The following is a 22,204-nucleotide window of genomic DNA, read 5'->3' as shown; positions in this document are numbered from 1 at the left end:
AGTTGGCAAATGCAGTACGGGGGGTATATGACCTGGTTTATTGACCGGCGTCTTAACGGCAAAAACAAGAGCACGGTGAACCGCCAGCGCTTCTTGCGCCGTTATAAAGCGCAAATTAAACAGTCGATCTCCGAGGCCATCAACAAACGCTCGGTGACCGACGTCGACAGCGGCGAGTCTGTCTCCATCCCTACCGATGACATCAGCGAACCGATGTTTCATCAGGGGCGCGGGGGCCTGCGCCATCGCGTACACCCAGGTAATGACCACTTTGTTCAGAACGACAGAATTGAGCGCCCTCAGGGCGGCGGTGGTGGTTCAGGAAGCGGTCAGGGACAGGCCAGCCAGGACGGTGAAGGTCAGGATGAGTTCGTTTTCCAGATTTCGAAAGATGAATATCTCGACCTGCTGTTCGAGGACCTTGCGCTGCCGAACCTGAAAAAAAATCAGCACCGTCAGCTTAACGAGTACAAAACCCATCGCGCGGGCTATACCGCCAACGGCGTGCCCGCCAATATCAGCGTTGTGCGTTCGTTGCAGAATTCGCTGGCGCGCCGCACGGCCATGACGGCAGGCAAACGTCGTGAGCTGCGCGAGCTGGAGAGCAGCCTGAAGGTCGTGGAAAACACGGAGCCAGCACAGCTGCTGGAAGAGGAGCGCCTGCGTAAAGAGATTGCCGAGTTAAGAGCAAAGATCGACCGCGTGCCGTTTATCGACACTTTCGACCTGCGCTATAAGAACTACGAAAAACGCCCTGAACCCTCCAGCCAGGCGGTCATGTTCTGTCTGATGGATGTCTCCGGCTCAATGGACCAGGCCACCAAGGATATGGCGAAACGTTTTTATATTCTGCTCTACCTGTTCCTGAGCAGAACCTATAAGAACGTGGAAGTGGTTTATATCCGCCATCACACCCAGGCGAAAGAGGTGGATGAACATGAGTTCTTCTACTCTCAGGAGACCGGGGGGACCATCGTATCAAGCGCGTTGAAACTGATGGACGAAGTGGTGAAAGAGCGTTATGACCCGGCGCAGTGGAACATTTATGCCGCGCAGGCGTCGGATGGCGACAACTGGGCCGACGACTCACCGCTGTGTCACGAGATCCTGGCGAAGAAAATTCTGCCGGTGGTGCGTTACTACAGCTATATCGAAATCACCCGTCGCGCTCACCAGACCCTGTGGCGGGAGTATGAACATCTGCAGTCCATGTTCGATAACTTTGCCATGCAGCATATCCGCGATCAGGATGATATTTATCCGGTATTCAGAGAGCTCTTCCACAAGCAATCTGCCACCAGCAACGTATAACCCTGCAGCCAGCGAATCCGCTGGCTGTTTTCTTTCGACCCCGTTCATCCCGTGCTAATGTAGCAAGCTGCATACTGGATTATCACCGGGAAAATTGTGATGACTGACGACGCTATTGGGGCAGGAACCCACCAGAAGCTGATTACCTTACTCACCGAGCAGGGCGCGCGTTTTCGCGTCATGGAGCATGAGGCGGTCGGGAAATGTGAAGCGGTGAGTGAAATTCGCGGGACCGATCTGCGCCAGGGTGCAAAAGCCCTGGTCTGCAAAGTGAAGGGCAACGGCGTTAAAAAACACGTACTGGCGATTCTGGCCGCAGACCTGCAGGCCGATCTGAGCCAGCTTGCCAGCCATTTCGGCGGGCTTAAGGCTTCCCTCGCCAGCCCGGCCGAGGTTGATACCCTTACCGCCTGCGTTTTCGGCGCTATCCCGCCCTTTAGCTTCCATCCTGATTTAGCGCTGGTTGCAGACCCGCTGCTGTTTGAGCGTTTCGACGAAATCGCCTTTAACGCCGGCTTACTGGAGAAATCCGTGATTATGGATACCCAGGATTACCTGCGCATTGCCCGTCCTGAGCTTGTTAACTTCCATAAAGCGTCGTCGTGACGGCGCTGTCAGCCTTTTCGTTCCAGAAACAGGACGGAGGCGACGAGAATCGCGGCAATAGCGAAAAACGATGAGGAGATGATCAGCGCTTCAACAAACATGTGATCGTTCATGATGGCGGCCCCGTTGCGATACCTGCCTTCGTTTTAATCCGCGTAAATGACAAGGTTATGACAGCAAGAGAATCTTTTTAAAACTGTCTTCCGCCGCTTTTCCGCGTACAGTAAGCAGGGTAACTATTCTGGCAAGGACTTCCCATGTTTGACCCTACTCTGCTCATTCTTCTGGCTCTCGCCGCGCTCGGGTTTATCAGCCATAACACCACAGTCGCCATCTCGATTCTGGTGCTGATTATTGTGCGCGTGACCCCGTTAAACACATTTTTCCCGTGGATAGAAAAGCAAGGCCTCACCATCGGGATCATCATTTTAACCATCGGGGTGATGGCGCCCATTGCCAGCGGAACGCTTCCCGCCTCGACGCTACTGCACTCGTTTGTGAACTGGAAATCGCTGGTAGCGATCGCGGTAGGCATTTTTGTCTCGTGGCTGGGCGGGCGCGGCGTTACGCTGATGAGCAGCCAGCCTTCACTGGTTGCCGGCCTGCTGGTGGGTACCGTGTTGGGCGTGGCGCTCTTTCGCGGCGTGCCGGTGGGCCCGCTGATTGCGGCAGGGCTGGTTTCCCTGTTTATCGGGAAGTCATAGTCAGGCTGGCCATATAACGTGCCGGCGTCTGGCCCAGCCCCTTCCTGAACATGGTGATAAACGCGGTGGTAGAGTCGTAGCCCAGCGACTGTGCCGCCTGCTGAACCGATTTCCCGCTTATCAGATGCTGTAACGCCAAAATCAGCTGCAGCTGGTGACGCCAGCGCCGAAAGCTTAAGCCGGTCTCTTTCACCACCAGCCGCGCCAGATTACGTTCGCTCATCGCAAAGTGGCTCGCCCACTGTGCCAGCGTCTGCCAGGCGGCGGGCTCTTCCGCCATCTTCTCGCTCATCAGCCGGATTTTAGGATGGGGTGAGACGGGCAGCTGCAGATGCTCCTGCCGCTGGAGCGGCAGCTCGTCAAAAAGGACGTCCACCAGACGCGATGTGGCCGCAAGCTGAAGCTGTTCACGTGATTTCTCAGCCAGGGATAAAATCAGCTCCCGCACGAGGGGGGAAATTTTCAGAGTGCAGCAGCGGTCGGGCAGGCTGGCGGCACCTGGCTCAATGAACAAAAAGCAGAGCTGCGCCCCCGGCGTGGCCCTGTTGCTGTGCGGCATTTGGCCAGGGATCCAGACGGCATACTGAGGCGGTACCATTAGCATGGCATTTTCCACTTCGCAGGTGATCGCGCCGCCGAGGGCCAGAATTAGCTGCCCCTTACGGTGTTGATGCCGGGGAATATATTGTTCCTCCGCCACCACGCGGATGCGAAACGCGACGGCCGCATCGTGCTGGCTATCAGGATCGTAGCCGTCCAGTCCCAGACCAATCATCAGTTTGTCCGATATGAGCGATAAACTGTCATTTTAGCCTGATTTCAACCGCTGAAAAAATCGGTATTGTGTGCGCTCGCTTGAACGTATGAGAACACAATGACTACTGCTCTTCGCACCTCAGGAAAACACGGCGCGCTGTTAATTGCAGGCATCCTGATGATTGCCACCACGCTTCGCGTCACCTTTACCGGAGCAGCCCCGCTGCTCGATACTATTCGCCTCGATTATGGCTTAAGCACGGCGCAAACCGGTCTGCTGACCACCCTGCCCCTGCTGGCTTTCGCCCTTGTCTCGCCGCTCGCGGCAGGCGTTGCCCGGCGTATCGGCATGGAGCGCAGCCTGTTTGTCGCCTTGCTGCTGATTTGCGCCGGAATTGCGGTTCGCTCCCTGCCTTCCACCACCCTGCTTTTCGTCGGAACGGCGGTAATTGGCTGCGGGATCGCGCTCGGGAATGTGCTGCTGCCCGGCTTAATCAAACGTGATTTCCCGGGCCAGGTTGCCCGACTCACGGGCGCCTATTCCCTGACAATGGGCATCTCGGCGGCGTTTGGCTCAGCGATGATTGTTCCCCTGGCGCAGGGTAGCGCGGGCTGGCATGGCGCGCTGCTGATGCTGATGGCGTTTCCGCTGGTCGCGCTGCTGCTCTGGCTGCCCCAGTGGCGTCAGAAACACGTTGCGACGGTAACGGGCGCCGGCGCGCTGCATAATCGCGCCATCTGGCGCTCGGCGCTCGCCTGGCAGGTGACGCTCTTTCTGGGAATTAACTCGCTGATTTACTACGTCATCATCGGCTGGCTGCCGGCGATATTGCTCAGCCACGGCTACAGCGAAGCGCAGGCCGGCTCGGTGCACGGGCTGTTGCAGCTGGCCACGGCCGTGCCTGGGCTTGCCGTGCCGCTGATCCTCCACCGTCTGAAAGATCAGCGAACCATTGCAGGCGCAGTGGCGCTGCTGTGCGCGGTAAGCGCGGCGGGGCTATGGTTTATGCCTGACATGGCGGTGATGTGGACGCTGGTGTTCGGCTTTGGTACCGGGGCAACGATGATCCTCGGCCTGACGTTTATCGGGCTGCGCGCCAGCTCCGCGCACCAGGCCGCGGCGCTGTCAGGTATGGCGCAGTCGATTGGCTATCTGCTCGCCGCCTGCGGTCCGCCGCTGATGGGTAAAATTCACGATTCGACTGGAGACTGGCGCATCCCGCTTCTCGCCTGCGCGCTGGCCGCTGTCGTCATGGCCATCTGCGGCGTACTTGCCGGGCGCGACCGCGAAATCACGCCTCGTTAAACACGGTGGCAGACCATAGGGTCTGCCTTTTTTTAACCGCGCGCCGCGCGCAGCATTGCCTGCACCAGCACCACCGGACGCCCTTCCAGCGCAGCACGCTCGTGCTGGAATAAGGTGATCACAAAGAACGGATGGGTCACCAGCTCCGCAGCGCGGATTTCTCCCTGCTCGTCCCAGCCCGTCACACGCATATCACCGCTCTCCAGTTCCTGCGCAAACGCCGCCGACACGCCATAATTACAGTGATAACCCTCAACGATTTCCGGCTTTCCGTAGGCCTTCGCGATCAGCGTATTATTACGCAGCTCAATGGCATCGGTTTTTTCCACCAGCGAGCAGGTCAGCGGCGCAATCACCATCGTGCCTTCGGTATCCGTCTCAGCATGTGCCGCGTCGCTCCAGCCCAGCACGTTACGGGCATACTCAATCAACGCATGCTGGAATCCACCGCAGGTGCCCAGGAACGGAATGCTGTTTTCACGCGCGTAGCGTGCGGCAATAAAGGCCGCCTCGATGTTTTTATAGGGGCTTGCGGGAACCAGCCAGATGGCATCGTAGCCCACCAGATCCTCAGAACTGGTTAATTCCGTGGTGGCTAGCCAGTCGTAATCGGCGGTGAGGTCAAGGACCGCGGCGGCGTCGTCAATGGCCAGTGGGATCGCCTTGCGTGCAATAACATCAGGATTGTAATCGCCAACCAGCGCAATGCGCAGCGTCGTTTTAACCGGGAGGTGTTCCATGAAAGGTTCCTTATGCCAGAGTATTATCAGATAACATAAGGAACCTCAGACTACCGATCTTCTGCAATTATCACAATACCTTAAATTGGGAGGGTGGAATCATGATCCAATGCAAACGCGTCTATGAGCAGGCAAGCCCGGACGATGGGTATCGGGTTCTGGTGGACAGGCTCTGGCCCCGCGGGATGAAAAAAACGGACCTCGCGTATGACGAATGGTGTAAAACGCTCACGCCGTCCAGTGCGTTACGCAAGGACTTTCATAGCGAAGCGATTGATTTCGCGGCGTTCACTCAAGCCTACAAGGAAGAGCTGGCGCAGCATAAGGACGAAGGAGAGCGTCTGGCGGCGCTGGCGAACAAGCAGACCGTAACCCTGCTCTACGGCGCGAAGGACACGAAGCAGAATCACGCTCTGGTTTTAGCCGACTGGCTGCGCCATCTGTGATCAGCCGACCGCCAGCGCATCCTGGATTTGTGGAGCTTCGTCCGGGGTGAGCGGCATCAGGTGTTCGGCGCGAACAAACGCAAAACCGAGCTGATTGTCAAAGGCGTAAACATCACCCGTCACCAGCCAGAGCGCGCGGTCCGCGCTTGCGGGCAACTGCGTCATCACGCCGTTGACCGGGTTAACGAAACGCAGGCCTGGCTGGCAAAGACCAAATAGCTCAACAGATTTACCAATATTGCGACGTCCAGACGCCGTACGGGCACCGATGATCATCGCCATGCTGCCCGGTTTTAGCTGAAACATACTTCTCTCGCGGTAACGGTAGCCAGGTACTGGCTAAGAATAATCCTAAAGAGAAGTGTATCGCAGCGACTATCCCTTTGTCACCTGGTGGGTTGCGGATGATCGCGACGATAGAGCGTCCATTCGTCGATCGCTTCGCCGCCAGGCAGCCTGCACTCGGTGCGGACACCCTGCGGGCTTTGAATCGGGACCTGTTCCCCACCCTTTTCAAGGCAGTAAACGGAAGCCGGGTTCGCCATGCCTACGGCGTGCGGCGGTTTCGGGGCGTCGGGTGGGGTTGTTTTTGCGGTGCAGGCAACCAGGGGAAGCGCCAACACCAGAAGCAGAAATCTCATCTCATTGATCCTTTTAGCATCATCGTTAGCTAAGGGTAACGGCTTGTCGCCGTATTCTCCATGATTTCTCCATTCTAACTGCATTTTTCAGCGCTATAGTCCGGCATGTTCTCACTATGACCAGAGAACATCATTCCGTAATCAAGATGTCTTTGCCCCGTTCACAACAACGGGGCTTTTTTCCCCGCCTAATCCCCCTTCTTTCAGCCTGTATTAAATTTTCTGCATTCATGTTTAACTATGCTGGAAGCCTACGAATTCAGCATAGCATGCAGATGCAGACGTCTTCTGCTGGGAGTCTTTCTACGTCATGTCGGATATTATCCTTGCCCGTGTTTCAGAAACCCTCGCCACTGAACAATCCCTTGAAGGTCTCGTTCGTCAGCTGCTGGAGATGCTGGAGATCGTGACGGATATGGAGTCGACTTACCTCACTAAGATCGATATCGAAGCCCGACTGCAGCATATCCTGTATGCCCGCAACAGCAAGCAGATGACAATCCCTGAGGGGCTGAGCGTCCCGTGGGATGAAACTCTGTGTAAGCGTGCGCTGGACAGTGATACCGTATTCAGCAACGACGTTCCCGAACGCTGGCCAGAGTGCGAAGCGGCGAAAGCGCTCGGTATTACGACCTACATGAGTATTCCTGTCCATCTTGCGGATGGTTCACTCTACGGAACGCTCTGCGCCACCAGCACGGCCAGAAAGCCGCTTAGCGAGCGCGGTGAACAGGTTCTGAAGTTATTCGCCGGGCTGATTGCCCAGTCCATCCAGAAAGAGTCTCTGGTGACCCAGCTTCGTGAAGCCAATGCGGCCCTTATTGCACACTCCTACACAGATGCCCTTACAGGGTTACCCAACCGTCGCGCCATTTTTGAGGATCTGACCACCCTGTTTTCACTGGCGCGACATCTGAAACGTAACGCCATCATTGCCTTTATCGATCTGGATGATTTCAAGCTGATTAACGATCGCTACGGGCATGAAGCAGGCGACCAGTTCCTGATTGAAGTGGGCAAGCGTTTGGCCGCAGAAAAACAGCAGGACGATATCATCGGTCGGCTGGGCGGCGATGAGTTTCTGGTGGCCTCCCTGAGCAATGCCGGGAATGAGGAGCAAATTAACCTTCTCAGAACGCGTCTCAGCGCCCGCATTGCGGGGGAATACTGGCTGGGTACCATCAGCATCATTTATCCGGGCGCCAGCCTCGGCGTTATCGAAGTGGATCCCGGGGTAACCGATCCGGACAGTGCGTTACGTGCCGCAGATATCGCGATGTATCAGGATAAGAAAGGAAAAAGCAAAACAGGCTTTCTCGTTATGGATTAACCCCGTACACTCTACGGCGTTACAGAAACCGAAACAGGTGATGATATGAGAATAGGGATCCTCTTCCCGGTCGTTATTTTTATAACGGCGGTAGTCTTTCTGGCGTGGTTTTTTGTCGGTGGTTACGCAGCTCCGGGGGCATAAATGAGAAAAACCACCCTCATTATGTTGCTCGTTGCCGTCGTGGCGTTTGCCGGCACACAGTTTGGCTGGTGGTAAACCCGCTACGTAAAAAGGCCGCCATCTGGCAGCCTTTTTAACGCTTCAGTATTAGCTTTTGATCTTTCTGTAGATAAACAGCACAACCAGCGCGCCGATCACCGCGACCGCGAAACTGCCGAAGTTAAAGCCATCGACTTTACCAAAACCGAACAGCGTACTGATCCAACCGCCGACTACCGCGCCGACAATACCCAGTATTATGGTGACGATAAACCCACCGCCATCTTTGCCCGGCATGATCCACTTCGCCAGAATACCCGCAATAAGCCCAAAGATAATCCAGGATAAAATTCCCATAACTTTCCTCTCTGTATGGTTTTTGTCATTAAATCAACGACACAAAAAGGATAGCACAGGATCTGAGAAAGGAAATTTGTGATAAGCCTCACAGAGAGCATGTGAACATTTCTTGATCAATATGCCCTTCCACAAGAAATGTGGGGTTGCATCTTTTGTTGAGAAAGATTATCTTTCTCAACACTGAATAGTTGAGAAAAACACTCAGGTATTCAGTACGACATTGCTCACATTGCTTCCAGTATTTCTTGCCCACTCATGAGTGGGCTTTTTTTTGATCATGCCCCAACAAAAGCGTGCCGGTTGCGTCCCCCGCGTTTCGCCTGATAGAGCGCCTGGTCGGCAGCATTAATAATATTCTGCTGGCTATCCGCGATGTTGACAGCACGCGCACTGGAGATCCCTACGCTTACCGTGACCCGCCCGAAGGGACTAAACGCGTGTTCAATTTGCTGAGAGAAAACATTGCGAATAATCGTCTGCGCAAGGCGGAGCGCCTCCTGAATATCCGTTTCAGGCAAAATCAACGCAAACTCCTCCCCGCCATAACGTGCCACAATCTGGTTGTCCCGGGTGAGACTTTCCCTGAGGCAGTTTCCCAGCAACGCCAGGCATCTGTCTCCTTCCGGATGGCCGTAGTTATCGTTGTACTTTTTGAAGTAGTCCACATCCACAAGGAGCAGCGAAACCGGCGCGTCCTTTACCGCACACGCCGCAATTTCCGAGAGGATTTTTTCATCAAAGATGCGCCTGTTATAAAGCCCTGTCAGCGCATCCTCCGAGGCAATAATTTTTAGCGCTTTGTTATCCCGTGTTTTTCTGGATAAGTCGGAATAGAGGAAACAGGACGCCACGATGAGTGTCGCGGTAAAGACCAAAATAAGTGCGGCAAGCTGAATCGCCTGCTTGCGCCACGGTGAAAGGGCTTCATCGATGCTTACCGCTACCGTCGTAACCAGTCCGTAGCGTCTGTTTTTCTCATAGGCATAAATGCGTTCGATTTTATCAAACCGGGAGACAGAGCTGGCTATACCTGTATTTTGTACCTTGAGGTATTTTCTGAAGAGAGGTGAATCAGAAAAAATCGTACCGATATAGTTATTTTTAAAAGGATAACGAATCAGTAAAACGCCTGCTTGTGTCGTTAAACCGATAACACCCGCGTGACCAATATTTATCTGTCCATACAGGGCCAGAAAATTTTCGATACCCAGTGTCACCACCACAACACCGTTAAACGCACCGGTGTGGGTTTCAAGTCGTCGGCTAAGGGTAATAACCCATTTACCATTAGTTCTGCTTATCACCGGCTCACCAATATAAATCTGCTGACTTTTATTTTCCTTGTGGTAGACAAAAAATGCCCTGTCCGCGCCTTTATGGGGACCCGCAAAATTTTTGTGCAACGCGGTGAAGATATCCCCATGCGCATCATAGACAACTACATTATTAATCTGAGTAAGAAGATTATCCTGATTGCTTATCATTCGCTGAATATTGATCGCCTGTTGAGGGGTCATGCCATAAATTTCAATTGTGTCGGAAACGGTGGTAATCAACATTTCACTTTGGCGGATGATCCCTTCAGTGTAGACGTTCAGGGTATGGCTCAAATTGGCAACGCTGGTATTGATCTGCTGGATTGACTGCTGTCGGGACGTGGCAATCTGGACGGCAAGCGACAATGAAACGATCAGTGAGACAATGATGACGGTAATGGTTGTTGTGTAAAAAGTATTTTTCACATGCACGAGCTTTTCCACCTTATCACGCCAGTCATCCCTGGCTGACAACTGTTGTCACTGTAACAAAGCTCTGGTTAAGAGGAAAATGAATTGCACTTAGGCAGGCGTTCATTTCTCTGGAGTAGCCCGGCTGCCGTTATTATCACGCTTGTAGCTTGCCCTGCCTGTGTTAAGATTTGAGAAATCAGGGAGCAGACAGGGTATCCGGAAAATGAAAAAGATCATTGCCGTTGCTATCGTTTCAGCGTTTCTGGTCTTCCTGTCTCTTTATGCGGTCAACGCGGTTATCGTGGGTCAGCAGAAAAGCAAGCAGCTTGAAATTTCCCGTACCCTTTTACACTATTCGGAAAGTTTGACCCAGAGCGTGGCACAGACACTCAAAAGCCTGAGCGCTCAGGGATGTGACAAAAGCAGTCTCGATCGCTACCGGCAGATAAAGCTTGAAAGCCGCTATCTTGCAGACATCGGTTATATAGAACAGGGAAAAATAATCTGTACCGCTTTTTGGGGAAAACTCGCTAATCCTGTCCCGCTTCCTGCGGAACTGCATAAAACGCCCAGAGGATTCCTCCTCGCGCAATTTTCCAGAAAAGATTTTTTTACCGGCAATGCGGCCATCTATAATAATCTTATTATCTTCACCTCCCGCAACGCTTACGATAAATTCATCCCGGTCACCGCAAACTACTCTCTCAGCACAACCACAAAAGACTTCGGCAGAATATTTTTTTCGGCGACCCCGGAGTTAAAACAGCAGAGCGGACTGCATTCCTCTTTGTTTACCCTTACACTCACCCAGTGCAGCGCATCCTGGGATTTGTGCGTCATTGTGAAGCACCACAATGCGGGACTGGCCTCCCTGTCGCCCGTCGTGTTTACCGTGCTCGCAGTCATTTTATGTTTTATCTGGGTGGCGATAACGCTATTTTTCTTTCGACTCAATGAAGATCGATTCTCACTGGAGCGGACGCTGGTTAAAGCCGTTTTTACCAACACTATCGGCGTGCACTACCAGCCTATTGTCAGGATTCAGGATAAAAAAATAGTGGGTGTGGAAGTTTTGTCCCGATGGCGTGATGCAAAATACGGTGACGTCTCACCGGAACTGTTTATTCCACTAATCAAAAAAATAGGCCTGTATAAAAAATACTACATTAATATTCTCGAAAAATCCCTTGCGGATATCGCACCGCTTGTTATTAAACATCGACTGGTGGTTTCGCTCAATGTAGGAAGAACGGAAATAGAAGATGGACAATTTATCAGCATCTTACGCCGTCTGTGTTTAGCTAATAACATTCCCCTGTCTCTGGTTAAAATCGAGCTTTCTGAAAAAGCCGTTTCCACGGAGACTATTCTGGAGGATTTTTGTAAGGAGTTAAAATCGCTTGGCGTGAAGATATCCATTGATGACTTCGGGGTGCAAAACTCAAACCTGGCCCGACTCTCTCTTCTGGAATATGATGAGATCAAAATCGACAAGTCGCTGGTCGACGGCATCAGCGAGCATTATAAGCAGAATATTTTTGTTATCTTTTGTGACGCCCTCGCAAAACTGAATAAAACGCTTGTTTTCGAAGGCGTTGAGAGCGAAATACAGTATCGCTTTATTGCAGAAAGATATCCCGAGGCTTTCGTTCAGGGATGGTATTTCTCAAAATCGGTCACCCGGAGTGAGCTTGCGAAGCAGCTCACTGGTGTCGCTCGGTAGGTTATTCATTTCCCCACTGATTGAGGAAATTCGCAATATCATCAATACGTTCGGCATGAACTCCAGCTTCACGCGCCATCTCTTGCTGGGCTTCCTCATCAATCTCCTCATTATTCGACAAACGCGTGAGAAGCAGCTGGAAATAATGCGCCAGCGGGTCCTGCTCCGATTCACTCACGGGCTTTGTCGCTTCCGTCGCGTATTCTTCGACGATGTCATAATACTTCAGTGGGATTTCGTTATTCATAACAGTGTTAACCTTTCAGGGTGAAGCCAAAAGTATATCCGACGACGGACGGTTGACCAACGCGTTGCGTCAGAGAAGCAGCGCAAGCAGGGCCGCGAGAGCAGGTAATGCCTGAACGTACAGTATCTTCCGGCTGGCCGTCGCTGCGCCAAAGAGACCGGCAATCAGCACGCAGACCAGGAAGAAGATGGCCACATGGACGCCTTTTTCGCCAAGCCAGAGGCTCCAGACCAGGCCCGCCGCCAGAAAACCATTATAGAGCCCCTGATTCGCGGCCAGCACGCGGGTTTCACGCGCAAAGTCGGGACGCAAATTAAAGGCCTTGTGCCCTGTTCTGGTGTTCCACAGGAACATTTCCAGCACAAGAATGTAGACATGGATGAATGCAACGACAGCAATAAGAACAGTAGCGAGCATCGTGTTATTTCCTGCAGGCAGAGGCAAAAAAAACGGGAACCCTCAGGCCCCCGCTCTTATTTAACCCAGAATCTGGATTACATGTTCGCGATGATCGCGTCGCCGAACTCTGAGCATTTCAGCAGCTTAGCGCCTTCCATCAGACGTTCGAAATCGTAAGTTACGGTTTTCGCGTTAATCGCGCCTTCCATACCTTTAACGATCAGGTCTGCGGCTTCGAACCATTCCATATGACGCAGCAGTATTTCATGAATTCAATTATGACGCATTGATTTTTAAGTAAAAACATCAGAAATAATGCTCTCGTCACACATTTTTAGCCGCAGGCTAACCAGTTGATTGTATTTAATTATTTTTGGGTTTTGATAACCATTTTTCAGTTGAAGAAATTATCTTCCTCTTGGGTACGCTAAATCAAAGGTGTTTTTAAATCACGCATGTTATCCATAACAATCAAATATATACATTAATTTTTCGCCACTAAACCGTAATTTTTACATAAAATTAATCAATGAATTACGGTTATCGAAAGGTCACAATGGCGAAGGTTTTAGCTAAGATACCATTCATTTTACGTAGAAGATGATCTATAAATACTTAATATTTATTCATATCGAGTGATAAGTTATGGGTTTGTTCCACAAAGATTTTTTTGATAAGGCTTTTGATGACGAATTTGCTTTCCTCGGAAAATCCAGCGGCCAGCTTTTGACCGAAAGTACAAACGGAGAGCTTCTTGTCGATGGAACAGAGACTTACAACTTAGCTCAAACACATAAAAATGATTTGCACACGATGATGCGTTGTTGCGAATCCGAGCTAAAGAAAATGGATTTAGTTGGCTTAGTGGCTGCCCCATTTTACTTTGAGAGAGTAGCAATTTTAGCCAGGAAGGACAAAAACTATTCTTTAGAAATAGAAATTATTGAGAAATACATTAGCTCGATTAGAAAGTTCTATAATGAAAATGGGCTTCAATTGGGTGAAGGGGTGATGGCTGGCCCGAGATATAAAGCCATCGAAGGAAGGTTATCTAAAGCTCATGAACTACTACTGAAAAATCCATAGTTATCCGTCATGGGGGGCGGAGGTTCAAATCCTCTCGTGCCGACCAAAAAAACATTGAAAACCAGCCTCTTACGGCTGGTTTTCAATGTTTAAAATTTATACAGGGAATCATTAGGGAAAAATGGGGGAATAACCCCCGACAACGATAAAATCGTATAGGCCCATAATAATTATACGCCCTTTGACTTCCAAGTATTTATCTCAAATAAGACAGCACAATCCCCTTCATCATTCCAAACCGCCGAATTTAACCCCCAATAGAAGGTGAATTTTTTCCCACCTTTTTCTCTAACTGGTATCAGATTTTTACCTGACCGAGTATTAATAATTATTTCATCACCTTTTTTCGCATCATAAGAAGGCAACCAATAAGAATGCCTCAGTTTTGAAGAAATATTACCGTTATTCGTGTAGGTAGTATCTTGCAACATGTAATATTGTAATTTGCAGTCTTCATTCACATCTAAAACAACGTATTCCTCTTTCGCATCCCCATGATTATGGATACTTCTTATGCTTACTTTCATTTTAACACCTCGCTTTTTAATCAATCTTAGAGAGGTATTAGCCCTGAAACAACAAGGTTTTATGTGACAGTTGTCACGACTAGGTAGTTTGATCAGCTGGAAACTTCTTATAAAGAGTGCATACCGCTACATCATAAATAATTGCCACCTGCTTCCGATCCACTCCATTTGCGATCAATCTGCCAGCCTGAGCCCATTGCTCTTCGGTCAACTTTGGGCGTCGCCCACCTATTCGCCCTTTTTCTCTTGCCGCAGCCAATCCCGCCCGGGTTCGTTCCACAATCAACTCTCTTTCCATTTCCGCAAGTGCTGACATGATGTGAAATATAAAACGCCCCATTGGGCTGGATGTATCAATGCTGTCAGTGAGGCTCTTAAAGTGGATACCGCGCTGCCGAAGTTCGTCCACCAGCAGCACCAGATTACGCATGCTGCGCCCAAGCCGATCCAGTTTCCAGACCACCAGCGTATCCCCCTCATTTAATGCCTTGAGAAGCTTTTTTAGTGCTGGCCGGTTTGCTACCGTTCCGCTCATTTTTTCTTCGAAAATTTGTTCACATCCTGCGCGTTCGAGCGCTTGCCGCTGAAGATCCGTATTTTGGTCATTTGTTGACACCCTTACATAGCCAATTTGCATATTTTTCACCCAGTTATTTCAGCAAAAAAATCAGGTGAAGTTATCGGCCAGGCCGCTTGATAGCAATCTATAAAACGTCTAGCCACCCAGAATCGACGCCATCAGCCATTGTCATCCATGTGAATCTTTTTCCTCCCATCGAGAATGCAGAAAATGATTGCTGGGAAACATCATTTGGGCCATTTCCCCAACTGCGCTCAGATATTCTAATACCCATAGAGTAATATTGTGGCCCGCCTGAAGTTGATGGAGACATCATAATAAACCTGCTGCCTAATGATTTATCCCACACGTCAGTAATTACCTGCGCTGAACTATTACCCAGGCCAAACGCTCCCACCTGCATTACGTTTCCTGCAGCTGTTCCCACGTCCTTCGTCGCGCTACTTCCCAAACCGAGGTTTATCATAACGGCAATACCACAAAGTCCAGTGATGGAACACTGAAAGCTGCCTCACCTGTGATTAACCTCTTTTCAGATGGCAGATACCTGACCAACGATGAATCAGAGGGCTGTACTGTAACGCGTCTGGCCACAGGTGAATATCTTGTTGAGGGATGCGCGGGACTGAACTCAGACGCAGCCTGGGGCGGCATTGACGGCGGTTTTGATATACCCACCGACCGTAACAAACAGCCTCTTATCTGGCTGGATTATGAGGTTCATGCTGACGGTTCGGTGCTGGTGAAAACCTATCATCGCACACACCTGCAAGCGCCAGCGTTCGCCAGGAACGAGCTGCAGGGCATCAACGAGGGCGATCCGGTCGATATTCCCCGTGACCAGTTTGTTAGTATTCGAGTGGAAATGCCCGCGGACAGCATCTGGAATCAACGACAGAAAGATATAACGAGAGCTCCTGTAAAAGAGTAAGGCCCCTGAAAAAATGCAGCCCGTCATATATCGGAACGGGCTGCGGCTTTATGCTCAGGCTTCATGATGCCGCTATTTTTAGCTTAAGCTCCTCCAGCTCGTTCTGTGTAGCCTCCAGCTTCTTGATGACGTAGTTCAGGGCCAGCACGGTATCAAGCATAATGACGTTCGTATCAAGCGCCAATGTATCATCAGCATCAATCCTGTTGCCTTCTCTATCGAAAGCCGGTGATGCAGGAACCAGTTTGACGTACTCGCTGTCAATCTTCATGACATCCTGGGCAATGATGCCCCGGCGAACCCTCTCACGAGGGTCATCGTTGTAGACGTAAGTTGCTGGCAGGAGTTTTTTTATATTCGAGTATGACTGATAACCATCATCATATTTAACATCGTGCTTTAGCGTAATATCACAGTTAGGCTGCTTCTGGAAAATATAGTTACCGGAAAGATTTCCACCAGCGTTGGCATAAATATCACCGTTTGCTGTCGTGAATTGAAATATACGCTGTCCGGCAGAACCACCATCACCAAGTGTTGTTATTGCTACATCCGCCCACGAACTAGGCCCGGTAGCTATAGAACCAAGCCCTACTGTGGAGGAATATCCGCCACTGCATTGACTATGCCAGCGGGCAAAGGGAATAAAACCAGCATCATTATTAACAGCTACGTTACCCCTAAAAAAAGAGATATTTCTTTGCCATGTATTAATGTCTGACCAGGAGCCACCATAACCAGCCCCATCAGCTCCACACGAAGATGATTTGAATCTCTCATCCGGGTAAAACAAAAATGAACCCGCCGTACCAGTTCCGCTATTAACATTTAATTGCGCTCTGTCTAAATTAGTTCCGCTCCCACGAACGCCGCCAAGAGACCAGTTCCCGTTATACCAGGCCCCTCCCACTGCGTTTACATAACTTCCGACAGTCCCATCCCCTGTAATGTTGTATAGCTTAACAGCCTTATCACCACCTTCCTGCGTGGATACTCCAATACTATTTCCCTGAGTTACCATCAAACTGCCGGTAACATTTCCCCCTGTTTTTTTATCGACAGTATTCAACCGCGAATCATCCCCGGCCGCCACGGTTCCGGCAGCCGTTCCAACGTTCTTGGTGGCGCTGTTTCCCAAACCGAGGTTTGTGCGAGCGTCAGCTTCGGTCTTTGCCCCAGTCCCGCCCTGTGCAACAGAAAGCGCAGTAGTGAGCCCTTTCAGCTCGGTGATATCGCTGTTAGACCCCTTTCTGGCAAGCGCGCCAATACTTGGAATAATAACGGAGGTTCCGTTGATGGTAACGGTGATGGTCTGGTTTGCTGAGGTAGTGGCAAATGTCTCCCACGCGCCAATGTTCTCGTCATACTCTTTGATAAGCTGCGACATCGCCTGTGCCAGTCCGTCGACAGAGATGTTGTCGGACACCAGTATTCCATACTTCTGGCCGCTCAGCGCCGGGGAAGCAGCAGGCGTAACCGTCATTGACGTGGCGCTGTTCACAGATGAAATCTGGAACATCTGCACCGGGTTAGACATGACGATGATCGTCTGGCCAGCGCGGACCTGACTGGCTGGCGCAGCCCAGTTCGTACCCGTTCCGGTGGCGATATTTCCGTTGATAGCAATAGTGCCAGTGTTATAAAGCATGAACTACCTCACGATAATAACGATCGTTTAAAGCGATCAATAATGTAAAATTGATCGCCCTTATCAATCTGACTATTTTTTAAACTCGAATAAAATGGATATTCCCGCAGATACAGGAATGTAGAAATGAAACGATTATTCGCCGTGGCACTTTTGCTGGCGGCCGGCTGTGCCGATAAAGACAGAGACTATGCCTTTAAAATGGATTACCCGGTGGATGCGGCGCGCTTATCCCTGGGGGGAGATATTCACGTAAATATCGACTGTGCCAAGAGGGAAGTTAACGTAATTTCAGACAGCAGCAATGGCATTTTCAGCCGACATATAAATAAGCGGCTAAGCAATATCTGTTATAAGAAAACGGATACGCTTGATGTCGTATACCGCTTCGAACCGGCAAAAGGTGTGAAGCAAAACATGATCGCTACTCAATACCCGCGCGTCCCGCCCGTATCAAATTCCGACAAACTGAGCGATGGGAATTCGTAGCCCTCGCCCCTGAAGTGTCTGGCTCCAGTTGCGCTGATTTTTTGTGATATACCTCCCCTGCAGCTGTGAGCCTGTCCATTTGAGTACGATTCCTGAATAACCAACGACAGTTCCGTCGTCACTGAGGTTGCCTGGGCAGTTGTTAACCAGAATCCACGGATTAAAACCCAGGTTTATCGCAAAGGTATTGTTCTGCAGATCGTAATTGGCAGGCACGTCGAAAAAGCCCACCACGCGCGGCATTTTCGATGCCGAGGCGGCGCTCCAGATAAGATTCCCCGCGCTGTCGAAAACATCCAGATATCCGCTCTGCATTCCAACGTTTCTGGACGTGCGTATCATACTGCCCGCATTGTCTTCCAGAAGGTCAGCGCCTGGTAAGCCATACTTATTTGTATCCAGCTGCAGCCAGCGCAAACTCCCATCATTCCAGAATTGCGGCTGGGTAATACCCAGCGTGCTTCCGTTTCCGAACGGGCTATCCACGTGGTAATAACCTTTGTCAGTCACTGCACCGAGCGCACGCTGATCATAAAAAAGTGTCGACCTGTTTTGTGAATCAACCAGCAATTTTCCAGCGCTGTTATAAACTTCGAATCCACTCATTGAAAGTTATAAACCTCCATATTAAGAGTTATCGAAATACTGCCGCCGCTCGGTAAATAAAAAACGGTAAAGCCACCATTAAAAGCCCGGCAATAATATTCATTTATTACTCCTGCCGAACTCGCCGATACGATTGATATAAATGACCCGTCCTGCGTTACCCCGGAAAAGGAAACGTCCTTAGCCGTTTCCCCCGCTGCAAATGTTACAGACGTGCTTCCAATATACCGGATAGCATAATCACTTAAATCAACGGCAATACGGCCTGCACCGTCCCAGCATTGCAAACCCTGTGGCATCACCATAACCCCATTCTGACGCGCAGCACGTTGTTGCTGTCGTAGATGCGAATGAGAGTGCTGGATATCAGCATCCTCCCGCCCCCGGCCACTCCGTTAATTTCGAACGTTCCTCCCTTATCAAGCTTCCAGCCTGCAGATCCAGCCACATAATTATTCGACTGGATATAGTTGCCGATTTTGGCGTTCTCAATGGTACCGTCCTGGATGAAGCTGGCCCTGATGAACGTCTGCCCATTCTGAATCACAAATGGCAACGCCACGCTGTTTCCTGCTGCCGTAGTGACGGCGAAGCGGTCAGCCAGGAAGATAACCTGCGACTGCATGCCGGATGGCGTATTCTCCACGCCGATACCAATCCCCGCGGCGTAATACTGCCCGTTGCTGGAGACACCAACCTTGATGTTGTACATCGCGCTGAGTTCGCCATTAACGTTGGCTATAGCCTGAGCGTTAGTGGTGATGGCGGAGGTATGCCCGTTCACGGTCGCCGTAATGCCGTTTATCTGCGTGGCCGTAGCCTGCTGATAGTCGGAGAACGTCTGATTCAGGCTGTTGATGGATGCCTTGTTGCCATTGACGTCCGTCTGCAGGCTCAGAAGAGCGCGCGCCGTTGCCTCCTTCTCGTTAACGATTACCTCATCAATACGATCCAGCTGCGCACTGTTGCCGGCGACCGATGCAGACAGGGTTTTACGCGCAGCCACCTGCGCCAGCCCGTTCTGGATAATGGCAATGGCTGAGTTCTTGACACCGCCCGTCATGCCGTCCATAGACACACTGATGCTGTCGATTCGCTGGCCCAGGGCGGTATCAGCCGTCGCAACGGCCTGCTCAAGCTGACTGAGTGAAGACGAAACATTCCCGACCGTGCTGGAAAGCTCATTAACGCTGGTCTGAACCTTCCCGACGTCCTGGGCATTTTTGGCGATATCCTTCGCCTGCTGCTCCAGTTCGTCGTTGGCCTGTTTGATATCGTTAGCCATGCCTGCAATTTTTTCATTGCTGTCCACTGCATTCTCGATCAGGTCTTTGAACGTTTCCGACTCTTTCATATCCTCCAGAATATCATTGGTTATTTCGCTGACATCTATCGAGGACGTGCCCATGACCCAGTCGGTCCAGTCCCCGGCGTTACCGATACGGTCAATCAGGCGCGCGCGGTACCACTGGCGAACGCCGGCAGGCATGGGGCCATGCTGATAATCAGCAGCCGGGTACGGCACCAGGACCAGCAGTTCAGGATTGGCGTAGTCGGCAGTTGTGGCGCGCTGAATCTCTGTATAGGCAGTGTCGCCTGAGCCATCCGGAAATTTCCAGGTCAGGTCGATATGCCAGACCACATCTTCGGTCGCCAGGAAGTTGAGCGGAGTACCCGGTTTTCCCGTTTTACCGGAGAGATAAGTTGTTTCACCGTATCCCCATGGTGACGACGTATCCTGCGCATTCAGCGCCCGGACGCGCACGTCATAGCTGCCGGAATAAATGCCCTGAACCGAGAAACCCTGCGCGCTGGTAACCGGAACGTTTATCCAGTCCCCGTTGTCCTTACGCCACTGGGCAACATACCGGATTGCGCCCTCTACCTTATCCCATGACACGTCCAGGCTTGCTACAGTCAGCCCCTGAGACACATGATCGCTCTCAGTCACCACGATATTCTTCGGAGCAGACAGGACGCTTATCGGCGTGACGGTGATCGGGGGCGACTCGACCCGAACGCCGTCATCGATGTAACGATATTTGTTTGGATCGTGCTGAACGGCCGTAATAGTGAAACCGCCTGTGCTGTCGTCGTTAGCCGCGATTGAGGTGACCCTGAAGTACTGTATCGCGAGGTTATCACTGTCTATCGCCCACACAGCACCGGCGGCAGGTGCCTGACTGAAGGCCGTAGCCACCGTCACCGTTATTTTATCGGCGCTCACGGCGCTGATTGTCCGCGTCTGGGCTTTTCCGTCGGGAAGGTTAACCACCAGCCGGTCTTTCGCCGTGTAATCTATTTCTCGATCCAGCGTAATCTGGCGGCCATTGACCGCCACTATGCGGCCCCCGTTCTCCTTTCCGGAACGGAAAGGATCGGCGACACCGATAATTTCAGCGGGCAGAGGAATATAGCCGTCCAGCCCCACTCCAAACGATACGGTCCCGTCTTTGGCATTGGAGAGTAATACCCAGCGACCGCGCCGGTGCGCTTCACTTTGCGAGGTGCAGCCGATTGCGGTCAGGGACGTTTGCCTGACGTCGTAACGCTCTACAAGCTCTGAATCGTAGACCCCCTCAACGGTATCGCTGTAATGGTTCTGCGGATCAGACCAGGACACGAGGCAGGAGCTGTAGCGATTCTTGTATGAGCCGCCCGCATAAGTAAACAGCCCATCGATAACGTTTGAGGCGTTATAAACCCAGTCAACATCGTCCTGCGGGACGTCTGCCTGGACATAAATCTGATCGTTGCCCCAGAACGTTATTCCACGAAATACCGCGGCGAGATCGTTAAGTACCTGCCAGGCGTCCTCCTGTCTCTGAATGAAAACGTTGCAGGTGAAACGCGGTTCGGTGCCACCGGCCCCGTCGGAAACCATTTCGTCACAGTACTGGGCGATTGAATACAGCGCCCACTTATCCACCATGGACGCATCCACGCGCGTGCCCATGCCGTAAATTTCATCCAGAACCAGATCGTAAAAGATCCAGGCAGGGTTATTGGACCAGGCCATTTTGAACCCGCCGGACCATGAACCAGAATAGGTTCGGGTTATCGGATCGTAATTATCCGGAACCTTAATCAGCTTGCCTTTTATCTTACAGGTCACTTTCGGCGCGCTGCCGTTGAACTGGCTGCTGTCCACTTCGACATACAGGAGCGCGGTTAAAGGATAACGAAGCTTGCTGTCGATGACTTCCGCATACGAAAACACCTTGAAGGCGTTAACCAGTTTCGAATTTGATCCGCTGGCATCAGCCGTAATACGCCTGACCCTGACAGACCAGCCGGACGTGGATTTTGGCAGATCGATACGGTGGTCACGCTGATATTCCGTCGTGGTCTTTCCGTCAAACTTGCCGTTTACAACCGTTTTCCATGTGCCGCCGTCCGTTGATAAATCGATCGCATACTCGGTAACCGTGCCCACCATATCGCCGTTATCTTTATAGAGATACTGGACCGGAAGGCTGAGCTTGATGCGGATGGCATCCAGGGAAAGGTTGGTAAACTGGCGTGTCCAGGGGGCGGTGGTGGTGACAGTTGTGCCCACCGCCAGCTCGTTATCGACCTGGGGCATCCCGGCAATATAGGTCTGGTCCTGTGTGCCTTTGCGGAACTCCCATTTCACGCCGCTGAAGTTGTATTCCCCGCTGTCGTTTGCCAGCGGCGTATCGTTGAGAAAAATGTTCTGAGCGGTCAGGTCGCCCTGTATTTCCCCCTCAGAAACGGCAATGAGCATTTTTAACTTTGCGACCGACAGCAGATCGTCTGGCTGCTCAACCGGAGTATGGGAACTGCCACCTCCCCCTTTGGCACCCTGCAGGATGGTTTCTTGTTTAAGAAGCTGCATTTTTCACCCATAAAAAA

At 51.4% G+C, this 22,204-nt stretch carries 25 protein-coding genes and 2 pseudogenes; 11 read left to right on the top strand and 16 right to left on the bottom strand.

What is annotated here, in order from left to right:
• Nucleotides 1-27: 27 nt before the first annotated feature.
• Nucleotides 28-1,311: a YeaH/YhbH family protein gene (locus tag V1603_RS12460; protein ID WP_116340581.1), complete on the top strand. Its 1,284-nt coding sequence runs from the start codon at nt 28-30 to the stop codon at nt 1,309-1,311.
• A 99-nt stretch (nt 1,312-1,410) separates the two neighbouring features.
• A complete protein-coding gene (locus V1603_RS12455; RefSeq protein WP_116340583.1) occupies nt 1,411-1,917 on the top strand; it encodes a YbaK/prolyl-tRNA synthetase associated domain-containing protein in 507 nt (168 codons plus the stop codon).
• A gap of 8 nt (nt 1,918-1,925) precedes the next feature.
• Here the strand turns inward: V1603_RS12455 and yoaI are convergent, their stop codons facing one another.
• Nucleotides 1,926-2,030, bottom strand: coding sequence for a small membrane protein YoaI (gene yoaI, locus V1603_RS12450; protein ID WP_226857506.1), 105 nt, complete (start codon nt 2,028-2,030; stop codon nt 1,926-1,928).
• Nucleotides 2,031-2,174: 144 nt separating this feature from the next.
• Here yoaI and V1603_RS12445 point away from each other — a divergent pair, with 144 nt between their 5' ends.
• Nucleotides 2,175-2,621: a DUF441 domain-containing protein gene (locus tag V1603_RS12445; RefSeq protein WP_008500737.1), complete on the top strand. Its 447-nt coding sequence runs from the start codon at nt 2,175-2,177 to the stop codon at nt 2,619-2,621.
• Here the strand turns inward: V1603_RS12445 and V1603_RS12440 are convergent.
• A complete protein-coding gene (locus tag V1603_RS12440) occupies nt 2,605-3,396 on the bottom strand; it encodes a helix-turn-helix transcriptional regulator (protein WP_316378930.1) in 792 nt (263 codons plus the stop codon). The two genes, V1603_RS12445 and V1603_RS12440, sit on opposite strands and share 17 nt — an antisense overlap.
• Nucleotides 3,397-3,495: 99 nt before the next feature.
• Here V1603_RS12440 and V1603_RS12435 point away from each other — a divergent pair, with 99 nt between their 5' ends.
• Nucleotides 3,496-4,683: a CynX/NimT family MFS transporter gene (locus V1603_RS12435; protein ID WP_395312700.1), complete on the top strand. Its 1,188-nt coding sequence runs from the start codon at nt 3,496-3,498 to the stop codon at nt 4,681-4,683.
• Between the two features lie 32 nt (nt 4,684-4,715).
• Here the strand turns inward: V1603_RS12435 and V1603_RS12430 are convergent, their stop codons facing one another.
• A complete protein-coding gene (locus V1603_RS12430) occupies nt 4,716-5,423 on the bottom strand; it encodes a CTP synthase (protein WP_395312699.1) in 708 nt (235 codons plus the stop codon).
• 101 nt (nt 5,424-5,524) lie between these two features.
• Here V1603_RS12430 and V1603_RS12425 point away from each other — a divergent pair, with 101 nt between their 5' ends.
• Nucleotides 5,525-5,869 carry a DUF488 domain-containing protein gene (locus tag V1603_RS12425; RefSeq protein ID WP_166710793.1) on the top strand — a complete coding sequence of 115 codons (345 nt, stop codon included), beginning with the start codon at nt 5,525-5,527 and terminating at the stop codon, nt 5,867-5,869.
• Here the strand turns inward: V1603_RS12425 and V1603_RS12420 are convergent, their stop codons facing one another.
• Both V1603_RS12420 and V1603_RS12415 read right to left on the bottom strand, forming a co-directional pair.
• On the bottom strand, nt 5,870-6,175 hold the full coding sequence (locus V1603_RS12420; protein WP_166710791.1) for a hypothetical protein: 306 nt from the start codon (nt 6,173-6,175) through the stop codon (nt 5,870-5,872). It lies immediately after the preceding gene.
• Nucleotides 6,176-6,255: 80 nt separating this feature from the next.
• Nucleotides 6,256-6,510, bottom strand: a complete 255-nt coding sequence (locus V1603_RS12415; protein ID WP_192981658.1) for a DUF333 domain-containing protein — start codon at nt 6,508-6,510, stop codon at nt 6,256-6,258.
• A 310-nt stretch (nt 6,511-6,820) separates the two neighbouring features.
• Between V1603_RS12415 and V1603_RS12410 the strand changes: the two genes are divergently transcribed.
• Both V1603_RS12410 and V1603_RS12405 read left to right on the top strand, forming a co-directional pair.
• On the top strand, nt 6,821-7,840 hold the full coding sequence (locus tag V1603_RS12410) for a sensor domain-containing diguanylate cyclase (protein ID WP_163328877.1): 1,020 nt from the start codon (nt 6,821-6,823) through the stop codon (nt 7,838-7,840).
• 45 nt (nt 7,841-7,885) lie between these two features.
• Nucleotides 7,886-7,984: a YoaK family small membrane protein gene (locus V1603_RS12405; protein ID WP_014883431.1), complete on the top strand. Its 99-nt coding sequence runs from the start codon at nt 7,886-7,888 to the stop codon at nt 7,982-7,984.
• 126 nt (nt 7,985-8,110) lie between these two features.
• Here the strand turns inward: V1603_RS12405 and V1603_RS12400 are convergent, their stop codons facing one another.
• The gene (locus tag V1603_RS12400) at nt 8,111-8,359 is read right to left on the bottom strand and encodes a GlsB/YeaQ/YmgE family stress response membrane protein (RefSeq protein WP_028012758.1); all 249 of its coding nucleotides are present in this window, start codon (nt 8,357-8,359) and stop codon (nt 8,111-8,113) included.
• Between the two features lie 278 nt (nt 8,360-8,637).
• Nucleotides 8,638-10,122, bottom strand: a complete 1,485-nt coding sequence (locus tag V1603_RS12395; RefSeq protein WP_370552272.1) for a sensor domain-containing diguanylate cyclase — start codon at nt 10,120-10,122, stop codon at nt 8,638-8,640.
• A gap of 193 nt (nt 10,123-10,315) precedes the next feature.
• Here V1603_RS12395 and V1603_RS12390 point away from each other — a divergent pair, with 193 nt between their 5' ends.
• Entirely contained in the window at nt 10,316-11,815 is a 1,500-nt protein-coding gene (locus tag V1603_RS12390) for an EAL domain-containing protein (RefSeq protein WP_192981661.1), read from the top strand.
• Between the two features lies 1 nt (nt 11,816).
• On the opposite strand, the gene V1603_RS12385 is transcribed toward V1603_RS12390, so the two are convergent.
• The 3 genes and pseudogenes from V1603_RS12385 to V1603_RS12375 form a co-directional block, all read right to left on the bottom strand.
• Nucleotides 11,817-12,062: a DUF2543 family protein gene (locus V1603_RS12385; protein ID WP_163328873.1), complete on the bottom strand. Its 246-nt coding sequence runs from the start codon at nt 12,060-12,062 to the stop codon at nt 11,817-11,819.
• Between the two features lie 69 nt (nt 12,063-12,131).
• A complete protein-coding gene (locus V1603_RS12380; protein ID WP_116340601.1) occupies nt 12,132-12,479 on the bottom strand; it encodes a DUF1304 domain-containing protein in 348 nt (115 codons plus the stop codon).
• 77 nt (nt 12,480-12,556) lie between these two features.
• Nucleotides 12,557-12,727: pseudogene (locus V1603_RS12375) on the bottom strand (NADP-dependent isocitrate dehydrogenase); the annotation flags it as partial.
• Between the two features lie 379 nt (nt 12,728-13,106).
• Between V1603_RS12375 and V1603_RS12370 the strand changes: the two are divergent.
• On the top strand, nt 13,107-13,547 hold the full coding sequence (locus V1603_RS12370) for a hypothetical protein (RefSeq protein WP_223563169.1): 441 nt from the start codon (nt 13,107-13,109) through the stop codon (nt 13,545-13,547).
• A 170-nt stretch (nt 13,548-13,717) separates the two neighbouring features.
• Here the strand turns inward: V1603_RS12370 and V1603_RS12365 are convergent, their stop codons facing one another.
• Entirely contained in the window at nt 13,718-14,074 is a 357-nt protein-coding gene (locus V1603_RS12365) for a hypothetical protein (protein ID WP_048979566.1), read from the bottom strand.
• Between the two features lie 79 nt (nt 14,075-14,153).
• Nucleotides 14,154-14,711 carry a recombinase family protein gene (locus V1603_RS12360; protein ID WP_047174609.1) on the bottom strand — a complete coding sequence of 186 codons (558 nt, stop codon included), beginning with the start codon at nt 14,709-14,711 and terminating at the stop codon, nt 14,154-14,156.
• Between the two features lie 403 nt (nt 14,712-15,114).
• Here V1603_RS12360 and V1603_RS12355 point away from each other — a divergent pair.
• Nucleotides 15,115-15,585: pseudogene (locus tag V1603_RS12355) on the top strand (phage tail protein); the annotation flags it as partial.
• A 61-nt stretch (nt 15,586-15,646) separates the two neighbouring features.
• On the opposite strand, the gene V1603_RS12350 reads toward V1603_RS12355, so the two are convergent.
• Nucleotides 15,647-17,233: a tail fiber domain-containing protein gene (locus V1603_RS12350; protein WP_395312698.1), complete on the bottom strand. Its 1,587-nt coding sequence runs from the start codon at nt 17,231-17,233 to the stop codon at nt 15,647-15,649.
• Nucleotides 17,234-17,359: 126 nt separating this feature from the next.
• On the opposite strand from V1603_RS12350, the gene V1603_RS12345 reads away from it, so the two are divergent.
• Nucleotides 17,360-17,722 (top strand): hypothetical protein, encoded by a 363-nt coding sequence (locus V1603_RS12345; RefSeq protein WP_333488553.1) that lies wholly within the window; start codon nt 17,360-17,362, stop codon nt 17,720-17,722.
• Here V1603_RS12345 and V1603_RS12340 read toward each other — a convergent pair.
• Genes V1603_RS12340 through V1603_RS12330 form a run of 3 tightly spaced genes read right to left on the bottom strand, consistent with a single transcriptional unit; the run spans nt 17,687 to nt 22,187 of the window.
• A complete protein-coding gene (locus tag V1603_RS12340; RefSeq protein WP_395312697.1) occupies nt 17,687-18,328 on the bottom strand; it encodes a hypothetical protein in 642 nt (213 codons plus the stop codon). The two genes, V1603_RS12345 and V1603_RS12340, sit on opposite strands and share 36 nt — an antisense overlap.
• Nucleotides 18,325-18,633, bottom strand: a complete 309-nt coding sequence (locus V1603_RS12335) for a hypothetical protein (protein ID WP_047749202.1) — start codon at nt 18,631-18,633, stop codon at nt 18,325-18,327. The genes V1603_RS12340 and V1603_RS12335 overlap by 4 nt, the downstream gene beginning before the upstream one ends.
• On the bottom strand, nt 18,627-22,187 hold the full coding sequence (locus V1603_RS12330; protein ID WP_395312696.1) for a host specificity protein J: 3,561 nt from the start codon (nt 22,185-22,187) through the stop codon (nt 18,627-18,629). Before V1603_RS12330 ends, V1603_RS12335 begins: the two co-directional genes overlap by 7 nt.
• Between the last annotated feature and the right edge of the window lie 17 nt (nt 22,188-22,204).

It is taken from the genome of Enterobacter sp. ECC-219 (assembly GCF_043966805.1).
In the GTDB taxonomy this organism is placed as follows: Bacteria; Pseudomonadota; Gammaproteobacteria; order Enterobacterales; family Enterobacteriaceae; genus Enterobacter; species Enterobacter cloacae_N.
Note: the sequence above shows the minus strand (reverse complement) of the source record. Positions and strands in the feature narration are given on the sequence as shown.